Source organism: Cellulomonas hominis, assembly GCF_014201095.1.
GTDB lineage: Bacteria > Actinomycetota > Actinomycetes > Actinomycetales > Cellulomonadaceae > Cellulomonas > Cellulomonas hominis.
The window spans coordinates 1,002,804-1,019,534 of the sequence record NZ_JACHDN010000001.1; the positions used below are offsets into that span (position 1 = coordinate 1,002,804).

The following is a 16,731-nucleotide window of genomic DNA, read 5'->3' on the forward strand; positions in this document are numbered from 1 at the left end:
GGCCACACCCCCGGGCCGGACCACCCCCCGGGCCGGGCCACCCCCGGGCCGGGCCGCACGCAGAGTGGAAGGTTTGGACGGACTCGCCGTGGGCGTGTCGGTCCGAACCTTCCACTCTGCGGGGTTGGGGTGTGGGGGCCCGGGGTCAGTAGCGGAAGCCGCTGACCCGCGCGCGGAGGTCCTCGGACATCCGGGCGAGCTCCGCGATGGAGGCGCCCATCTGGTTGAGGGTCTGGCTGGACTCCGCGGCGGCCGAGGCGACGCCGGTGATGTTCGTGGCGATCTCGCCCGAGCCCGTCGCGGCCTCGGCCACCGACCGGGACATCTCGTTCGTCGTGGCGGTCTGCTCCTCCACGGCCGACGCGATCGTCAGCTGGTAGTCGTTGATGCTCGCGATGATGTGCGAGATCTCCCCGATCGCCGCCACCGCACCGCTGGTGTCGTCCTGGATCGCCTCCACCCGGCGCGCGATGTCCTCCGTGGCCTTGGCGGTCTCCTGCGCCAGCTCCTTGACCTCCCCCGCGACCACGGCGAAGCCCTTGCCCGCCTCACCGGCCCGCGCCGCCTCGATCGTCGCGTTCAGCGCCAGCAGGTTCGTCTGCTCCGCGATGCTCGTGATGACCTTGACCACGTTGCCGATCTCCTGCGACGAGACGCCCAGGCGGGACACCTGGTCGTTGGTGCTGGCCGCCACGTCGGTGGCCTGGCCCGCGACCTTGGCCGCCTGCGAGGAGTTCTGCGCGATCTCCCGGATCGACGCGCCCATCTGCTCGGCACCCGCCGCGACCGTCTGCACGTTCCGCGACACCTGCTCGGCCGCCGCGGCCACCACGCCCGCCTGCGCGGACGTCTCGTCCGACCCGGCGACGACCTGGCTCGACGCCGCCGATAGCTCCTCGGCCGCGGCCGCGACGGTCTGCGCCGTCTCGACGACACCCGAGATGGCGCCCCGGAGGTTCTGCTGCGCGCGGGTCAGCGCGCGGGACATCTGGCCGAGCTCGTCGTCCGTGTCGACCTGCGGGGTGACCGTCAGGTCGCCGTCCGCCAGGGCCTCGACCGCGCGCTGCACCTCGGTGACCTGGCGGCGGATCATGCCGGCGATGACCAGGCCGACCGCGCCGACCAGCACGACGCCCGCCGCGAGGACCACGAGCAGGATCTGCGAGCCGGAGCGGGCGTCGGCCGCGGCCTGGTCCGAGACGGACTTCAGGTAGTCGGCCGCGGAGACGTCGGCCTGCTCGAGCGCCGCGACCATCGCGTCCACGGCGTCCTGCGCCGGGCCGTCGGTGATCTGCGCGAACAGCACGTCGTCGCCCGAGAAGGCCGCGGGGACGAGCTGCTCGTCCCTGACCTGCTGCCACTGCGCCCACGCGGCCTTGAAGTCCTCCCAGCCGGGCACGACGGTGTCGCCGATGCCGACCTCGAAGGCGTCGGCCGCGGCCTGCAGGTCCGCGTCGGTCGCGGCCATGCGGTCGAGCTGCTCCTGCTGCTGCGCGTCGGTCTCGGTGACGCTGCCCGCCGCCTGCGCGATGAGCATGCGCGCCTTGATCTCCTCCTGGTGCACGACGGAGATCGGGCCGATGACGTTCGCGCTGACGGTCTGCACGGTGGCCGTGCTGGCCGCGAGCGCGTCCATGCGGACCGCGGCGAACGTGCCGGTCGCGGCGACCACGACGACGACCAGCGCGAGGAGCTGGAGGATCTTGGTGCGCACGCCGCGGTTCGCGAACCAGGCCGTGCCGCGGCGCGGGCCGCTCCGGGGCGCGCGCGCCGGGGCGGACCGGCCCGGGCCGCGCGGCGTGGGCACCCGGTCGAGCGCCGCCGCCCGGGAGGGCGTCGACGTCGACGTCGTGGTGACGCTCATGGTGGGGTCCTTCCTGTCGTCCCCTGCTGGACATCCCGATCGTCCGGACGGGGGACGCGCTGAGCCCGGGAGCGGGTGAGAACGGCGACGGGCCGCGCCGTCCCCGGGGCGGGGTCGGCGCGGCCCGCGGGGCCGGGTGCGGTCAGTAGGTGAAGCGGGACACCCGGCCGCGCAGGTCCTCGGACATGCGCGCGAGCTCGCCGATGGCGTCGCCCATCTGGTTGAGCGTCTGGCTCGACGTGGACGCCGCGGACGCCACGCCCGTGATGTTCGTGGCGATCTCCCCGGAGCCCGTCGCGGCCTCGGCCACCGAGCGGGACATCTCCGTGGTGGCGGCCGTCTGCTCCTCCACCGCGCTCGCGATCGTCAGCTGGTAGTCGTTGATCGACGCGATGATCTGCCCGATCTCGCCGATCGCCGTGACCGCGGACCCGGTGTCGTTCTGGATGGCCTCGACGCGGCGCACGATGTCCTCGGTCGCCTTGGCGGTCTCCTGGGCCAGCTCCTTGACCTCGCCGGCCACGACCGCGAAGCCCTTGCCCGCCTCGCCGGCCCGCGCGGCCTCGATGGTCGCGTTCAGCGCGAGGAGGTTGGTCTGCTCCGCGATGCTGGTGATCGCCTTGACGACGTTGCCGATCTCCAGGCTCGACGTGCCGAGGCGCGCGACCTGCTCGTTCGTGGCCGCGGCCACGTCGGTGGCGCGCCCGGCGACCTTGGCCGCCTCGGACGCGTTCTGCGCGATCTCCCGGATGGAGGCGCCCATCTGCTCGGCACCCGCCGCGACGGTCTGCACGTTCCGGGACACCTGCTCGGCCGCCGCCGCGACGACGCCCGCCTGCGCGGAGGTCTCGTCGGAGCCGGACACCACCTGGGTGGGCGCGGCCGAGAGCTCCTCGGCCGCGGCCGCGACGGTCTGCGCCGTCTCGACGACGCCCGACACCACGCCGCGCAGGCTGCCCTGGGCGGTGTCGAGCGCGCGGGCCATCGCCCCGAGCTCGTCGGTGCTGCGCACGTGCGCGGTCACCGTCAGGTCGCCCTCGGCCATCGCCTCCAGGGCCCGGCGCACCTCGTTCGCGTCGCGGGACAGGCGGCGGGCCACGCGCAGGCCGACCGCCAGCACCAGGGCGAGGCCGACGACGACCAGCAGCACGACCAGCAGCAGCGTGCTCGACACGGTGCTGCTCGCGTGGTCCGAGTCCGTGTCGGCGACCGCCGCGACGGCCTCGTTCTCCTGGGCGATCGCGTCGGCCGCGACGGTGGTCTGCGGCAGGATCTCGGCCCGGTAGAAGGCCGCGGCGCCGGCGACGTCGCCGGAGTCCGCGAGCGGGAACAGCTCGCTCTCCGCCAGCCGGACCATCTCGGACCAGCCGGAGTCGAGGGCCGCCCACGCCTCGGCGTCGACCGCGACGTCGTCGTAGGCCGCCTGCTGCTCGGCGATGCTCGTCTTGTAGTCCTCGAGCTGGGTGCGCAGGTCGGCGCGCACCTCGTCGGTCGCGGCGGGGTACTCGACCATGCGGGCGCGGCCCGCCTGGAGGGCGCGCTGCAGGTCGCTGACCTGGCCGAGCTGGATGACGTTGCCCGAGGTGGACCGCACGTCCTCCCGGAGCTGGCCGAGGCTGACCGCCGCGGAGACGACGGTGAGCACCGCGACGAGGCCGGCGGCGGCGAGCAGGCCGAGCACCTTGCCGGCGATCGAGGACCGCAGGCCCCGGCGGGGGCGGGCGGTGGCGGTCGGGTCGGACATCGGTGGCTCTCCGCGCGGACGTGGGCAGGACGCCCTTCCCGATCGGCCACCGGCGGATTCGTGTGATGTCTCGTCCGGGTGAAGCGTTTTCCGCGCTTTGTCCGGAATGCACGGAACGCCGTCCGGAAGGCACGGAGGCGGGGCGCCCGCGGGTGTCGCGGACGCCCCGCCTCGCGGGGACGCGGTGTCAGGCCGCGGTGGCCTGGTCCACGTCGAGGACCAGCAGCAGCCGGCCGTCGAGCTTGTGCGCGCCGAGGATCAGCGGCCGCAGCGCGGCGTCCAGCGTGTCCGGCGGCGCCTCGAACGTCTCGGGGCCGACCTCCATGACGTCGCCGATCTCGTCGACCAGCAGGCTGACCGGCTCGCCGGCCACCTGCACCACGACCATCATCGGCTCCGCGTCCTCGCCGAGGGCCTTCAGCCCCAGGCGCGGGCGCAGGTCCACCGTGAGCACGACCTGCCCGCGGAGGTTCACCAGCCCGGCCACCCCCGGCGGGGCCAGCGGGACCCGGGTACGGGTGTGCGAGCGCAGCGCCTCCTGCACGCGGGTGACGTCCACCCCGTACAGGCTGCCGCCGAGCGTGAACGTGACGTACTGGCTCATCGGGTCGCTCCCACCAGCTCGGGCCCGCCGACCTGCGTCGGGAGGTCGTCGTACGTGGACCGCAGCTCCGCGCGCTCGTCGTAGAACGCCGGGTCCGCGGCGAGGATCGCGCGGCGGACGTCCAGCAGCTCCGTGACGCGGTCGCCGAGCACCGTGGACCCGACCAGGCCGGCGTCCTCGATGTCGGAGTGCCGGGCCGAGTCGTCGTCGACGATGTCGACGATCTCCCGGACCACCAGGCCGACGCTGCGGTCGCCGCGGCTGTACACGACGAGCAGCAGCTCCGCGGCGTCCTGCTCGCCGTAGGCGCCCAGGATCCGGTCGAGCCGGGCCAGCGGCAGGATCGTGCCGCGGTACTGCACGACCTCCCGGCCGCCCACGTACTCGACCTGCTCCGCCTGCACGTGCTCCAGCCGGGCGACGGACGCCAGCGGCATCGCGACCTGCCGGCCGCCGCCGATGCCGACCACGAGCACCTGCTGCACCTCGTGCGCGAGCGCGGCCGCCGCGTTGGCGTGCGCGTCCCGGGCGGCGGTGTCGAGCTCGCCCGCGAGCGCCCGGCGGGCGATGGCCTGGACGTCGAGGATGAGCGCGACGTGCCCGTCGCCCAGCACGGTCGCGCCGGCGTACGCGCCGACGGCCTTCAGCCGGGCCGACAGCGGCTTGACCACGATCTCCTCGGTGTTGAGCACCCGGTCGACCAGCAGGCCGAACCGCTGGTGGTCGGACTGCACCACCGCGATCACCGCGTTGTCCGGGCGCTCCCCGCCGACCTCCAGCACGGACGACAGCGACACCAGCGGCAGCAGCTCGCCGCGCAGCCGGTACACCGCGGCCTCGTGCACGTGCTCGATGCCGGACTCCGAGCGCTGCGAGTCCAGGGCCACGAGCTCCAGCAGGTTCACCTGCGGGATCGCGTACAGGTCGCCCGAGCACTCCACGGTCAGCGCCGGCATGATCGCCAGCGTCAGCGGGATGCGCAGCCGCCACGTCGTGCCCCGGCCCACCGTGGACTCCACGTCCACCGCGCCGCCGATCGACTCGATCTTCGTGCGCACCACGTCCATGCCGACGCCCCGGCCGGAGACGTTCGTGACGGCCTCCGCGGTCGAGAAGCCCGGCAGGAACAGCAGCTGCAGCAGGTCGCCCGCGCTCATGGCGGCGACCTGGTCCGTCGTGCGCAGGCCCTTCTGGACCGCCTTCGCGCCGATCTTCTCGGGGTCGATGCCGCGGCCGTCGTCCGCGACCTCCACGACGACCTGACCGGACGCGTGGTACGCCCGCAGGGACAGCACGCCCTTCGGCGCCTTCCCCGCGGCGACCCGGTCCTCCGAGGCCTCGATGCCGTGGTCGACCGCGTTGCGCACCAGGTGCGTCAGCGGGTCCTTCACGGCCTCCAGCAGGCTGCGGTCCAGCTCGGTGTCGCCGCCGGACAGCTCCAGCTGCACCTCGCGGTGGCACGCCGCCGCGACGTCGCGGACCATGCGCGGCATCTTCGACCACAGGTGCTCGATGGGCTGCATGCGGGTCTTCATGACCCCCTCCTGCAGCTCCCCGGCGATGAGGTTGAGGCGCTGCGCGGAGCGGGCCAGGTCGACGTCGTCGGTGCCCGTCGCGAGCCGGCTGATCTGGTTGCGGGCCAGGACCAGCTCGCCGACCTGCCGCATGAGCGCGTCGAGCAGGTCGACGTCCACGCGGATCGACGCGTCGGCCGCGCCGGTGCGCAGGCTGCCGACCTCGTCGCTCGCGGGGACCGCGGCCGGGGCCGGGGCGGGGGTCTGCGCCGGGGTGGGGGCCGGGGCCGGTGCCGGCGCGGCGGCAGCGGCGGGCGCGGGGGCGGGCTCGCCGATGGCGCGCGCGGGGGCGGCCGGCTCCGGGGTCCGGGGGGTGGGGAGCGCCGGGGGCGCGTCCTCGGCGGCGGGCGCGGGGGCCGGCTCCGGCGCGGGGGGCACCGCGGCGGCCTCCGGCTGGGCGGCGTGCTCGGCGGCGGGCGCCTCGGCGGGCTCGGCGGCCGGCTCCGTGGCCGCCGACGGGTCCGTCGCCTGGATGGCCTCGATCGCCGCGATCACCGCGTCGACCTCCACGCCGCCCTCGCCGCCGTCGACCTCGATCGCGCGCAGGATCTCGCGGATGGTGTCCACGAGGCGCAGCAGCACGTCGGTCGTCGGCTGGTCCATCGAGCGGCGGCCGTCCCGCAGCTCCACCAGCAGGTTCTCGCCCGCGTGCGCCACCCGCTCCAGGCGGGAGAACGCGAGGAACCCGCTCGTGCCCTTGATCGTGTGGATCGTCCGGAACACGCTCGCGAGCAGCGAGCGCGATCCTGGTTCGCTCTCCAGGGCCACCAGGTCCTGGTCGAGCTGGTCGAGGTTCTCATGGCTCTCGACCAGGAACTCGCGGACGATCTCGTCCATGTCCTCCACTGCTGCCTCCTAGCGGGTGCACCCCGTCAGACGTGAGGATCGGCCGGAGGCACGGCGGAGTGAGGCTTTCCCCGGCGCGGGCGGCCCGGCACGGGGTGAAGATCGCCCGGACGGGGCGAGGACGTCGCGGCAGGCGGGTGACCGCCGGCGGACTGCTGGAGGTGCACGGGTGGACGTCGCCCGGCCGCAGACGTGGGGGCGGCCCGCCCGGGCCCGGCCCGGGCCGGTGCGTCAGTCCTGCGGGCGGCGCTCGGCGTCGTCGGCGGGCGGGGCGAGCAGGCCGCGCAGGGACTCGACGGCGTCGTCGCCCGCGTCGGTCGCGGCGACGTTGGCCGCGGTCACGGCCTCGAGCACCTCGGCGCGGTGCACGGACACCGACCGGGGCGCGTCGATGCCGAGGCGCACGCCGTCGCTGCGCACCTCGATCACGGTCACGACGATGTCGTCCCCGATGACGAGTCGCTCACCGACCCGCCTGCTCAGCACCAGCATGGCGCCGACCCTACCTTCCGCCGCGCCCCGCGCGGACCCCCGCACGCGCCACGCACGCACGCACCGCGGCGCGACCGGCACGCACGGCGGGCGTGCGTCGCCGGCGCGAGTCGGCGACGCACGCGGGCCCCGGCCGGGCCCCGCGGCGGCGCGGGGCGCTCACGTGCGCCGACACGCCGTGCCCCGACCTCGCGAACCCGACCGTTCGCGTGCGCCGACCTCACGTACCCGACCGTCCGCGTGCCCCGACCTCACGTGCCCGACCGTCCGCGTGCGCCGACACCCCGTGCCCCGAGCTCACGTACCCGACCGTTCGCGTGCGCCGACATCGGCACTCCCGACCGAGATCGGTCGCCCCATCAACCGATCTCGGCGCGAAGGACCGATCTCGGCAAGCAAGCCCGCCCGCGCGGCCGACCACGGTGCGCGAGGGGGGCGCGAGGGCAGCGCGGGCGGGACGCGCGGCGGGGCACGGCGACGGCGGGGGCCGGGCGCGTCCGCGGCGGTGCGTCCGCGGCGGTGCGGGCGCGGCGCCGGGGCGCCGGCGGCCGCGCGGGGGTCAGCCCCAGGACGTGCCCTCCGGGAGGTGCTCGCCGAGGGCCGCCGCCCACGCCACCCGGGACGCCGGCACGCCGTCGATCCACGCGACCGGGACCCCGAGGCCCAGCACCGTGCCGGGCTCGCTGGTGTCGAACAGCCCGCCGACGGCGAGCGCGTCCAGGCCCCGCCGGGCGCCGACGGTCGCGATCCAGCGCGCGCAGTCCCGGGTCTTGCTCCGCGCGTCCACCACGCCCCAGGCCTGGTCCGGCGCGAGCGCGGCGAGCACCTCGGCCGCGGCCTCCTCGCGAGGCCGGCCGGGGCGCACCCCGAGCGCGACGACCGTGACGCCGTCGGGGTCGGGCCCGGACGCCCGCCAGCGCTGCGCGGCCGCGGCGGTGGCGAGCCGGGGGCCGGCGGCGGGCTCGGCGTCACCGGCCGCGACGACGGTCCCCGCGCCGGTGCGCAGCGCCAGCAGGTCGGCGACGCGGGTGGCGTCCTCCGGCGGCCCGGCGACGACGAGCACCGTGCCGGGGTCGCGCGGCAGCGGCGGGGCGGCGGGCACGGCGGCGAGCAGGCGGGACAGCTCGACGGGGCCCTCCCCCGTGGCGGCGAGCAGGTCGGCGGGGACGCCCAGCTCGGCGAGCGCCGCGCGGGGCACGCCGGGGCCGGCCGGGGTCGCCGGCGCGGGCGCGCGGGTCTCCGCGGCGGGTGCGGGCGCGGGCGCGGGGACCGCGGCGGGCACCAGCGGCTCGAACGTGCGCTCGCCGGGTGCGGGTGCGGGCACGGCCGCCGCCGGCACCGCCGCCCCCCGCGCCGGGCCGACCTCCAGGTGGTGCTCCGGCGGCACCCCGCCGGTCATCGCGCGCATCTGCTCCAGCACCGAGGCGAACGCCTCCTCGCCGGTGGACACCCGTGGACCGCGCGCCTCGGGCAGCCCGCCGGGGCCGGCCGGCGCCAGCAGCGTCCCGTCCGGGCCGGCGTCCGCGGCGTCGGCGGCGGCGAGCAGCGCGTCGATCCCGCCGGCGGTCACCACGGTGGACGTGCCGCGGCGGCGGGGCAGGCCGGGCGCGGTGCTGGGCGCGGCGTCGGGGACGTCGATGGTCAGCTCGTACCGCTCGCGCGCGAAGAACCCGGCGATGCCGCCGCTGCGCACCCGCTCGGCGCGCACGATCCGCGCCGTCGGGCCGAACTCGGCGCGGACGTGCACCATGAGCTCGGCGAGGTCGGCACCCTCAAGCAGCAATCGCGTGGGCACCGCTCACCACCCCGACGGTCTCGATCCGGACGCCGCCGCCCGTGACCTCCGCGTAGGACAGCACGGGCAGCCGCTCCAGGCCGAGCACGACGACCTTGCGGAGCGCGGGCCGCAGCGCCGGCGCGCAGACCAGGACCACGGACCGGCCGGTGGCCTCGGCGTCGGCCACAGCGACGCGCAGCCGCTCCAGCATGGCCTCGAGGCGGGTCGGGTCGGTGACGACCTGCGTGCCGCTGTCCGAGGGCCGCAGCGCCTCGACCAGCGACTGCTCGAACACCGGGTCCAGCGTGAGCACCCGCAGGACGCCGTCCTGCACGTACTGCGCGCACAGCGCGGGGCCGAGCGTGCCGCGGGCGGCCTCGACCAGGCCCTCGGGGTCGGTGCTGACCTTCGCGCGGAGCGTGAGCGCCTCGTAGATCCGGCCGAGGTCGCGGATCGGCACCTCCTCGGCGAGCAGCCCCTGCAGCACGCGCTGCACCTCGCCGAGCGAGAGCAGGCCGGGCACGAGCTCCTCGACCACGGACGGGTTGACCTGCTTGACACCCTCGGTCAGCACCCGGACGTCCTCGCGGCCGAGCAGCCGGGGCGCGTTCTTGGTGATGATCGCGCCGAGGTGCGTGATGAGCACGGAGACCCGGTCCACGACGGTGGCGCCGGCCATCTCGGCGGCGTGCCGGAGCTCGGACGCCACCCACTTGCCCGGCAGCCCGAACACCGGCTCCACCACGGCCTGCCCGGGCAGGGCGGCCAGGTCGTCGCCCAGCGCGAGGATCCGCCCGGGCGGGACCTCGCCGCGCCCGACCTCCACGCCCGCGATCCGCACGACGTAGGTGGAGCGCGGGAGGTCCACGGAGTCCCGGGTCCGCACGGGCGGGACGACGATGCCGAGCTCCATGGCGATCTTGCGACGCAGCCCCCGCACCCGGTGCAGCAGGTCCTGGTCCGGGCCGCTGCCGACCATGTCGACCAGGTCGGGCGCCAGCAGGATCTCCAGGGTGTGCACCCGCATCTGCTCGATGAGCGCCTCGGGGGTGTCGTTCGACGTCGGGGCGGTGGTGGCGGTCGAGCGGGCGGCGGCCTCCTCGGCCTCGGCCTGCTTGGCCTGGGTCGCCTTGAGGCGCTGGGCGACGATGATGAGGGTCGCGCCGACCAGCACGAACGGCAGCTTCGGCATGCCGGGCAGCAGCGCCAGGGCGAGCGCCCCCGAGCCGGCGATCATGAGCGCGGTGCGGGACTGGAGCAGCTGCTTGGACGCCGCGGTGCCCATGTCGCCCTCGGCGGTCGCGCGGGTCACGACGATGCCGGTGGACACCGACAGCAGCAGGGCGGGGATCTGGGTGACCAGGCCGTCGCCGATGGTCAGCAGGCTGAACCGCTCCAGGGCCTCCGGCATGGACAGCCCCATCTGCATCATGCCGATGACGAAGCCGCCGATGAGGTTGATCAGCGTGATGATGATGCCGGCGATGGCGTCGCCCTTGACGAACTTCGAGCCACCGTCCATCGCGCCGTAGAAGTCGGCCTCGGCCGCCACGTCGGCGCGCCGCTTGCGGGCGGTGTCCTCGTCGATCAGGCCCGAGTTCAGGTCGGCGTCGATGGCCATCTGCTTGCCGGGCATGGCGTCGAGGGTGAACCGCGCGCCGACCTCGGCCACGCGCCCGGCGCCGTTGGTGATGACGACGAACTGGATGACGACCAGGATCAGGAAGATCACCAGGCCGATGACCAGCGAGCCGCCGACGACGAAGTGCCCGAACGCGTCGATCACGGCGCCGGCGTAGCCGTCCCGCAGCACCAGCCGGGTGGACGCCACGTTCAGGCCCAGGCGGAACAGCGTGAACACGAGGATCAGCGACGGGAAGACGCTGAAGTCGAGGGGCCGCTGCACGTACATGCTGGTCAGCAGGATGACCAGGGACGCCGTGATGTTCACGGCGATGAGCACGTCGAGCAGCGCCGCGGGCAGCGGCACGACGAGCAGCAGCACGATGCCGACGACGCCCACCGGGACGGCGAGCTGCGAGATCTGCCGGTTCTTCATCGGTCGGTCCTCTCGGGACGGGAGGGTCGGGTCATGCTGCGGCCTTCTTCTCGTCGCGTGCCCGGCGGCGCGCGGCGGCCACGGTGGTCGGGGCGTCGTCCGGGGCGACGGAGCCGCCCGGCATCGTGTGCTTGCCCATGGCGGCTCCGCGCCGCTTGAGCTGCATGACGAACGCCAGCACGCGGGCGACGGCGGTGAACAGGTAGGCGGGGATCTCCTGGTCCACGGCGCACGCGGCGTGCAGCGCGCGGGCCAGGGGGACGTCCTCGACCATCGGGACGCGGTGCTCGGTCGCCTGCGCGCGGATCTTGGCGGCGACCGCGCCCGCGCCCTTGGCGACCAGGCGGGGCGCGCCGGTGCCGGGCACGTAGCGCAGGGCGACGGCGACGTGCGTCGGGTTGACGATGACGACGTCCGCGTCGGCGACGGCCGCCATCATGCGGTTGCGGCTCATCGCCATCTGCTTGGACCGGATCTGGCCCTTGACGAGCGGGTCGCCGTCGGTGCGCTTGTGCTCCTCCTTGATCTCCTGCTTCGACATGCGCGTCTGCTTGCGGTTGCGGCGCATGACGACGAGCAGGTCGATCGCCGCGAGCAGCACGCCCGCCGCGATGCCCCAGATCAGGAGCTGCTTGATGCCGGACCCGGCGACGCCCAGCATGTGCGCGAGCGGGATGCGGCCGGTGCCCATGAGCTGCGGCACCAGGGCCTGCACCGCCAGGTAGAGCACGAGCCCGACGACGGCGGTCTTCAGCAGCGTCTTGGCCCCCTCCCACCAGGCGTTGGCGCCGAACAGCCGCTTCACGCCCGAGACGGGGTTGAACTGCTTGACGTTCGGCTTGAACTTCTTGACGTGCACGCCGCCCTGGGCGACGGCCACCGCGATGATCACGCCGGCGACGACGGCCAGCAGCGGGCCGAGCGTGCCGACGACCGACCACAGCCCGTCGCCGAGCAGCTGCGTGACGGTGCCGGCGTCCGGGGAGGCGATCGCCTCGCGCACGGCGGCGAGCTGGTCGAAGGCCGCGTCGGAGGCGCGCTGCATCGTGCCCGGCAGCATGACGGCCGCCGCGGCCAGGCCGACCCACGCGGTGAGGTCCTGGGACCGGGAGAGCTTCCCGTCCCGGTGGACCTCCTTCATCCGCTGGGCTGTGGCCTTCTCGGTCTTCTCCCCCGCGTCCCCGCCGCCGCTCACGAGACCACCCCGAGCATCGCCTCGACGGCCCGCTCCGTCAGGTCGCCCACGACCCCCGGCAGCGCCAGGTACGCGAAGCCCGCGAACGTCACGGTCATCAAGATCTTCAGCGGGAAGCCCATCGCGAACGCGTTCAGCGCGGGCGACACCCGGGTCAGCAGACCGAGGCCCACGTCGGTGAGGAACAGCACGACCAGCAGCGGGCCGCCGATCTGCAGCGCCGCGAGGAACATGTCGGTCAGCCCGGTGGTGACGGCCGACGCCATCGCGGCCAGGTCCAGCCCGGTCCCGGGGGGCACCGCGTCGAACGACCGCGCGAGGCCGCCGATCAGCACCTGGTACGCGCCGGACACGAACAGCAGCACCAGGCAGGTCCAGTTGTAGAGCCGGGCGAACTGCGCACCCGCCGTCATGTTCTGCGGGTCGAACGCCTGCGCGAGCTGGAACCCGCCGAACAGGTCGATGAGGTTGCCCGCCGCCTGGACGGCCGCGAACACCAGCGACACGAGGAAGCCCAGCGCGGCGCCGACGACCGCCTCCAGGACCAGGTCCCCGACGAACTCCCCCGTCGACGTCGTGGACGTGGGCTCGAGCCGCGGGAGCACGGCGAGCGCCAGCCCCACGGAGAGCATCGCCTTGACGGCGCCCGGGATGCCCCGGTGCGCGAACGGCGGGGCCACGACGAAGAACGCCGCGAACCGGACGCCCGCGAGCATCGCGGTCTGCACCGCCGCCAGGGAGAGGGTCACGTCCATCGCCGGCTCAGCCCCCGAGGAGGGCCGGGATGCGGTCGAACAGCTCGTGCGTGAACGACACGAGCTCCGCGATCATCCAGTGCCCGGAGACCAGCAGCGCCACGGCGGCGGCGATGGCCTTCGGCACGAAGGAGAGCGTGACCTCCTGGATCTGCGTCACGGACTGCACCAGGGACACGGAGAAGCCGACGACCAGCGCGGTGATGAGCACCGGCGCCGCGAGCTTCGCGGTGAGGATCATGGCGTCGAGCCCGATGTCGAGGACGGCCGCGGTGTCCATCAGCCACCCCCGCCCGACGCGGCGCCCACCAGGGCGGTGACGATGAGGCCCCAGCCGTCCACCAGCACGAACAGCAGCAGCTTGAACGGCAGCGACACCATGACCGGCGGCAGCATCATCATGCCCATGCTCATCAGGACCGAGGACACGACCAGGTCGATGACGAGGAACGGCACGAAGATGACGAACCCGATGATGAACGCCGAGCGGAGCTCCGAGAGCATGAACGCCGGGATCAGCGTGAGCATCGGCACGGAGGCCGCGTCCTCGGGGTTCGGCTGGTCGGCGGCCCGGGTGATGAGCGCCAGGTCGGCCTCGCGGGTGTGCCCGAGCATGTACTCGCGCAGCGGGCCGGAGCCGGCGTCCAGCGCCGTGGTGAAGTCCATGCTGCCGTCGAGGTAGGGCTGCACCGCCTCGGTGTTGACGTCGGACAGGACCGGCGCCATGACGAACAGGCTGAGGAAGAGCGCGAGGCCGGCGATCACCTGGTTCGGCGGCACGGTCGTCAGGCCGAGCGCGTTCCGGGTGAGGGACAGCACCACGAAGATCTTGGTGAAGCCGGTCATCATCAGCAGCAGCGACGGGGCGACCGACAGCAGCGTGATGCCGATGAGCACGACGATCGAGCTGCTGGGGGTGCCGTTCACGCCGTTGATGGCGACGGACACCTCGCCGGCGCCGGGGTCCGCCGGGGCGGCCGGGTCGGTCGGGGGCGTGGGCGCGGCGTGCGCGACCCCCGACGACAGCACGACGAGGGCGACCCCGAGGGCGAGCACGGCGAGCAGCACGAGCGGCCAGGTCCGCCGCCGCGCCGCGGGCGGCTCGGTCGCGGGCACCGGGGCCGGCGCCGATGCCGTACCGCCACGTCCGCGCGCCGAGTGGAGGGTTCTGCCCGACACGCGCGGCGTGTCGCGCCAGAGACCTCCACTCGGGGACGGGGCGCCGCCGGGGGGCGCGAGCTCGGCGGTCACCGGCGGACCGTCCGCTCGCGCAGGGCGGCGACGGCCTGCCGCCACGTGGACGGGGCCAGGACCGAGCCGTGCAGCGCGCCGCGGGGCTCGGTGCCGGTGGCGGTCAGGTGCTCGAGGCGCGCGGCGTCGACGTCGGCGACCTCCAGGCCGGCGAGGCCGGGGACGTCGCCGGCGGGGTCGACCGGGATGGCGGCGGCGGCGGCGAGCGCGGCGGCCGCGGACGCGGCGGAGGCGGCCGTCGCGGCGGTCGCGACGGAGGCGGGGGACGCGGTGGCGGAGGCCGGCGCCTCGTCGTCGCCGGAGGCGTCCCGCCGCGCGGCGGCGAGGGCGTCCTCGAACGCGGGCGCGGGCACGGCGGGGGCAGCGGGCACGGCGGCCGCAGCGGGCACCGTCCGCGCCGCGGACGGCTTCGGCGCCCGCGAACGCCGCGGCGTCGGCAGCACGGCCGCCACCAGCTCCGCGACCGTGGTGGGCACCGGCCGGGCCGGCTCGGCGTCGGCGGTGAGCGCCGGCAGCGCCTCGGCGGGCGCCGGGGCGAGCTCGGTCAGCATCGTCACGTTCTGCTCGCCGTACCCGAGGAGCAGCCGGCGGTTGCCGACGGCGACCACCGCGACGCCGGCGTGCCGGCCGAGCGCCTGCCGGCCGACGACCTCGAGGGTCGGCCCGGCCGGACCGCGGCGCTGCTTGCCCCACCCGGCGCGGCGCGCGAGGACCCAGATGAGCCCGATCACGGACGCCAGCGCCAGGAGGACGCGCAGCCCCAGGACGACGGAGTCCATCAGAGGGCGCCGTCCTCGCCGCGCGCGATCTCGGTGATGCGGATGCCGAACTCCTCGTCGATGACGACGACCTCGCCGCGGGCGATGAGGCGGCCGTTGACCATGACGTCCGCGGGGCTGCCGGCGGCGCGGTCGAGCTCGAGCACGGCGCCGGGGGTCAGCTCCAGCACCTGGCGGACCGGGAGCTTGGTGCGGCCGAGCTCGGCGGTCAGGGTCATCTCGACGTCGTAGAGCACGTTCAGGCTGGCGCGCTGCGTCGGGACGCCCGGCGTCGTCGACGAGGGCTCGGACCGGAGCCGCAGGCCGAACCAGGCCTGCACGCCCTCGTCCGTGGCGAGCGCGACCAGGTGCGCGTCCGCGGGCAGGGCCGTCGCGACCCGCTCGGTGCGCGCGGCCTCGAGCACCCCGGCGCCGAGCTCGGCGACGGCGGCCTCCAGGGCCGGTCGCAGCGCCGCGGCCAGGTCCAGCGGGCTGCCGTCGGGGGCGCCGGCGGCCAGCGCCTCGCGGACGGCGGCGTCGGCGACCAGCACGACGTCCGCGCTGTTCGGGCCGACGAACGACGCGACGACCGCGAGCGCGTCGGCGTCCGGGCGCCGGCCGGCGGGGGCGGGCGCGGGCACCAGCGGGGCGACCGCGGGCAGCAGCCGGGCGGCGGCGGTGGCCGCGGCGAGCGCGACGGCGGCGTCGGTGGTCTCGGTGGTGGCGTTCATCAGGGCTTCTCCTCGACGGTGACGACCATGCAGGCGAGGCGGGAACCGTTGTTCCCCGCGGCGGCTCGCGCGAGCACGACGCCGTCCACCACCACGTCGAGCGGCTGGGACGACGGGTGGGACAGGGGGACGACGTCGCCGACCGCGAGGCCGACGACGTCGCGGGGGCGGACCACGACCGGGGCGAACCGGACCGCGACCTCGACGGGCACGTCCTCGACGGCGGCCTCCAGGTCGGCGAGCGCGGCCTCGTGGGCACGCTGGTCCTCCGAGGACCGGCCGTTGGAGCCGTCGGCCTGCCGGACCGCGCCGAGCAGCAGCTCCGCGGGGAACATCACGGTGGCGAGGTCCTCGCGCTCGCCGACCCGCATCTGGAAGGTCGCGACGAGCACCGCGTCGGAGGCCGGCACGGCCTGCACGAACTGCGGGTTGTATTGCACGGTCCGGAAGGTCACGTCCAGCGGCGCGAGCGCGGAGAACGCGTAGCCGAGGTCGCCGAGCGCGGCCTGCATGACGCCCCGCAGCAGGGTGAGCTCGATCTCGGTGAGCTCGCGGTCCTCGCGCGGGTCGCCGGTGCCGGGGCCGCCGAGCAGGTAGTCGATCCACACCATCGAGGTGTGCACGGGCACCTGCACCACGGCGGTCTGCCGGGTCTGCTCGATGGTGCACAGCATCATCGCGGTGGTGCCGGGCAGCGTCCGGACGTACTCGTCGTAGGACGTGAGGCTCAGCCCGTCGAGCGTGACCTGGGCCATCGCGCGGAGCCGGGCGGTGAGCTGGTTGCCCCACTGGCGGGCGAACGTCTCGAACGCCATCTCGAGGACGCGGGCGTGCTCGCGCGCCATCGTCATGGGGCGCCGGAAGTCGTAGGGCTCGGGGACGTGCGTCCGCCGGCGCGAGCGCGCCGGGGCCTGACCCTGGGTGTGGACCGTCACGCCCACCCTCATCGGCGCGCGCGCGGGTGATGTGAGGGGTCGGTCCCGGAACTTCCTCCGCCCTCGGCCCCTCGTGGGCCGGACCGCTGCGGAGCGATGTGGCGCCCTCCGTGGCGCCGTGGTTCACCGGGCCCGGCGGGGTGCCG

General features: G+C 75.3%; 14 protein-coding genes. All 14 read right to left on the bottom strand.

Annotation, left to right across the window (positions count from 1 at the left end):
* Positions 1-145 precede the first annotated feature (145 nt).
* The 14 genes from HNR08_RS04620 to HNR08_RS04685 all read right to left on the bottom strand — a co-directional run bounded on the left by HNR08_RS04620 (position 146) and on the right by HNR08_RS04685 (position 16,585).
* Complete coding sequence (locus tag HNR08_RS04620) at positions 146-1,864, bottom strand: methyl-accepting chemotaxis protein (RefSeq protein ID WP_146838326.1); 1,719 nt, start codon at positions 1,862-1,864, stop codon at positions 146-148.
* A 142-nt stretch (positions 1,865-2,006) separates the two neighbouring features.
* A complete protein-coding gene (locus HNR08_RS04625; protein ID WP_146838324.1) occupies positions 2,007-3,608 on the bottom strand; it encodes a methyl-accepting chemotaxis protein in 1,602 nt (533 codons plus the stop codon).
* A 187-nt stretch (positions 3,609-3,795) separates the two neighbouring features.
* Positions 3,796-4,212: a chemotaxis protein CheW gene (locus tag HNR08_RS04630; RefSeq protein WP_146838322.1), complete on the bottom strand. Its 417-nt coding sequence runs from the start codon at positions 4,210-4,212 to the stop codon at positions 3,796-3,798.
* Complete coding sequence (locus tag HNR08_RS04635; RefSeq protein WP_221286558.1) at positions 4,209-6,623, bottom strand: chemotaxis protein CheA; 2,415 nt, start codon at positions 6,621-6,623, stop codon at positions 4,209-4,211. The genes HNR08_RS04630 and HNR08_RS04635 overlap by 4 nt, the downstream gene beginning before the upstream one ends.
* A 240-nt stretch (positions 6,624-6,863) precedes the next feature.
* Complete coding sequence (gene csrA / locus HNR08_RS04640; protein WP_146838318.1) at positions 6,864-7,124, bottom strand: carbon storage regulator CsrA; 261 nt, start codon at positions 7,122-7,124, stop codon at positions 6,864-6,866.
* A gap of 559 nt (positions 7,125-7,683) precedes the next feature.
* On the bottom strand, positions 7,684-8,919 hold the full coding sequence (locus HNR08_RS04645) for a hypothetical protein (protein WP_146838316.1): 1,236 nt from the start codon (positions 8,917-8,919) through the stop codon (positions 7,684-7,686).
* A complete protein-coding gene (gene flhA / locus HNR08_RS04650; RefSeq protein WP_146838314.1) occupies positions 8,897-10,960 on the bottom strand; it encodes a flagellar biosynthesis protein FlhA in 2,064 nt (687 codons plus the stop codon). The genes HNR08_RS04645 and flhA overlap by 23 nt, the downstream gene beginning before the upstream one ends.
* A 31-nt stretch (positions 10,961-10,991) precedes the next feature.
* Positions 10,992-12,155, bottom strand: coding sequence for an EscU/YscU/HrcU family type III secretion system export apparatus switch protein (locus tag HNR08_RS04655; RefSeq protein WP_146838312.1), 1,164 nt, complete (start codon positions 12,153-12,155; stop codon positions 10,992-10,994).
* Complete coding sequence (locus HNR08_RS04660; RefSeq protein ID WP_146838310.1) at positions 12,152-12,910, bottom strand: flagellar biosynthetic protein FliR; 759 nt, start codon at positions 12,908-12,910, stop codon at positions 12,152-12,154. Before HNR08_RS04660 ends, HNR08_RS04655 begins: the two co-directional genes overlap by 4 nt.
* 7 nt (positions 12,911-12,917) lie before the next feature.
* A complete protein-coding gene (fliQ, locus tag HNR08_RS04665) occupies positions 12,918-13,190 on the bottom strand; it encodes a flagellar biosynthesis protein FliQ (RefSeq protein WP_146838308.1) in 273 nt (90 codons plus the stop codon).
* On the bottom strand, positions 13,190-14,026 hold the full coding sequence (gene fliP / locus HNR08_RS04670; protein ID WP_276509367.1) for a flagellar type III secretion system pore protein FliP: 837 nt from the start codon (positions 14,024-14,026) through the stop codon (positions 13,190-13,192). The genes fliQ and fliP overlap by 1 nt, the downstream gene beginning before the upstream one ends.
* A gap of 131 nt (positions 14,027-14,157) precedes the next feature.
* Positions 14,158-14,940, bottom strand: coding sequence for a flagellar biosynthetic protein FliO (fliO, locus tag HNR08_RS04675; protein WP_146838306.1), 783 nt, complete (start codon positions 14,938-14,940; stop codon positions 14,158-14,160).
* The gene (gene fliN / locus HNR08_RS04680; RefSeq protein ID WP_146838304.1) at positions 14,940-15,650 is read right to left on the bottom strand and encodes a flagellar motor switch protein FliN; all 711 of its coding nucleotides are present in this window, start codon (positions 15,648-15,650) and stop codon (positions 14,940-14,942) included. Before fliN ends, fliO begins: the two co-directional genes overlap by 1 nt.
* Positions 15,650-16,585: a FliM/FliN family flagellar motor switch protein gene (locus HNR08_RS04685; RefSeq protein WP_246803085.1), complete on the bottom strand. Its 936-nt coding sequence runs from the start codon at positions 16,583-16,585 to the stop codon at positions 15,650-15,652. Before HNR08_RS04685 ends, fliN begins: the two co-directional genes overlap by 1 nt.
* Positions 16,586-16,731: the final 146 nt, after the last annotated feature.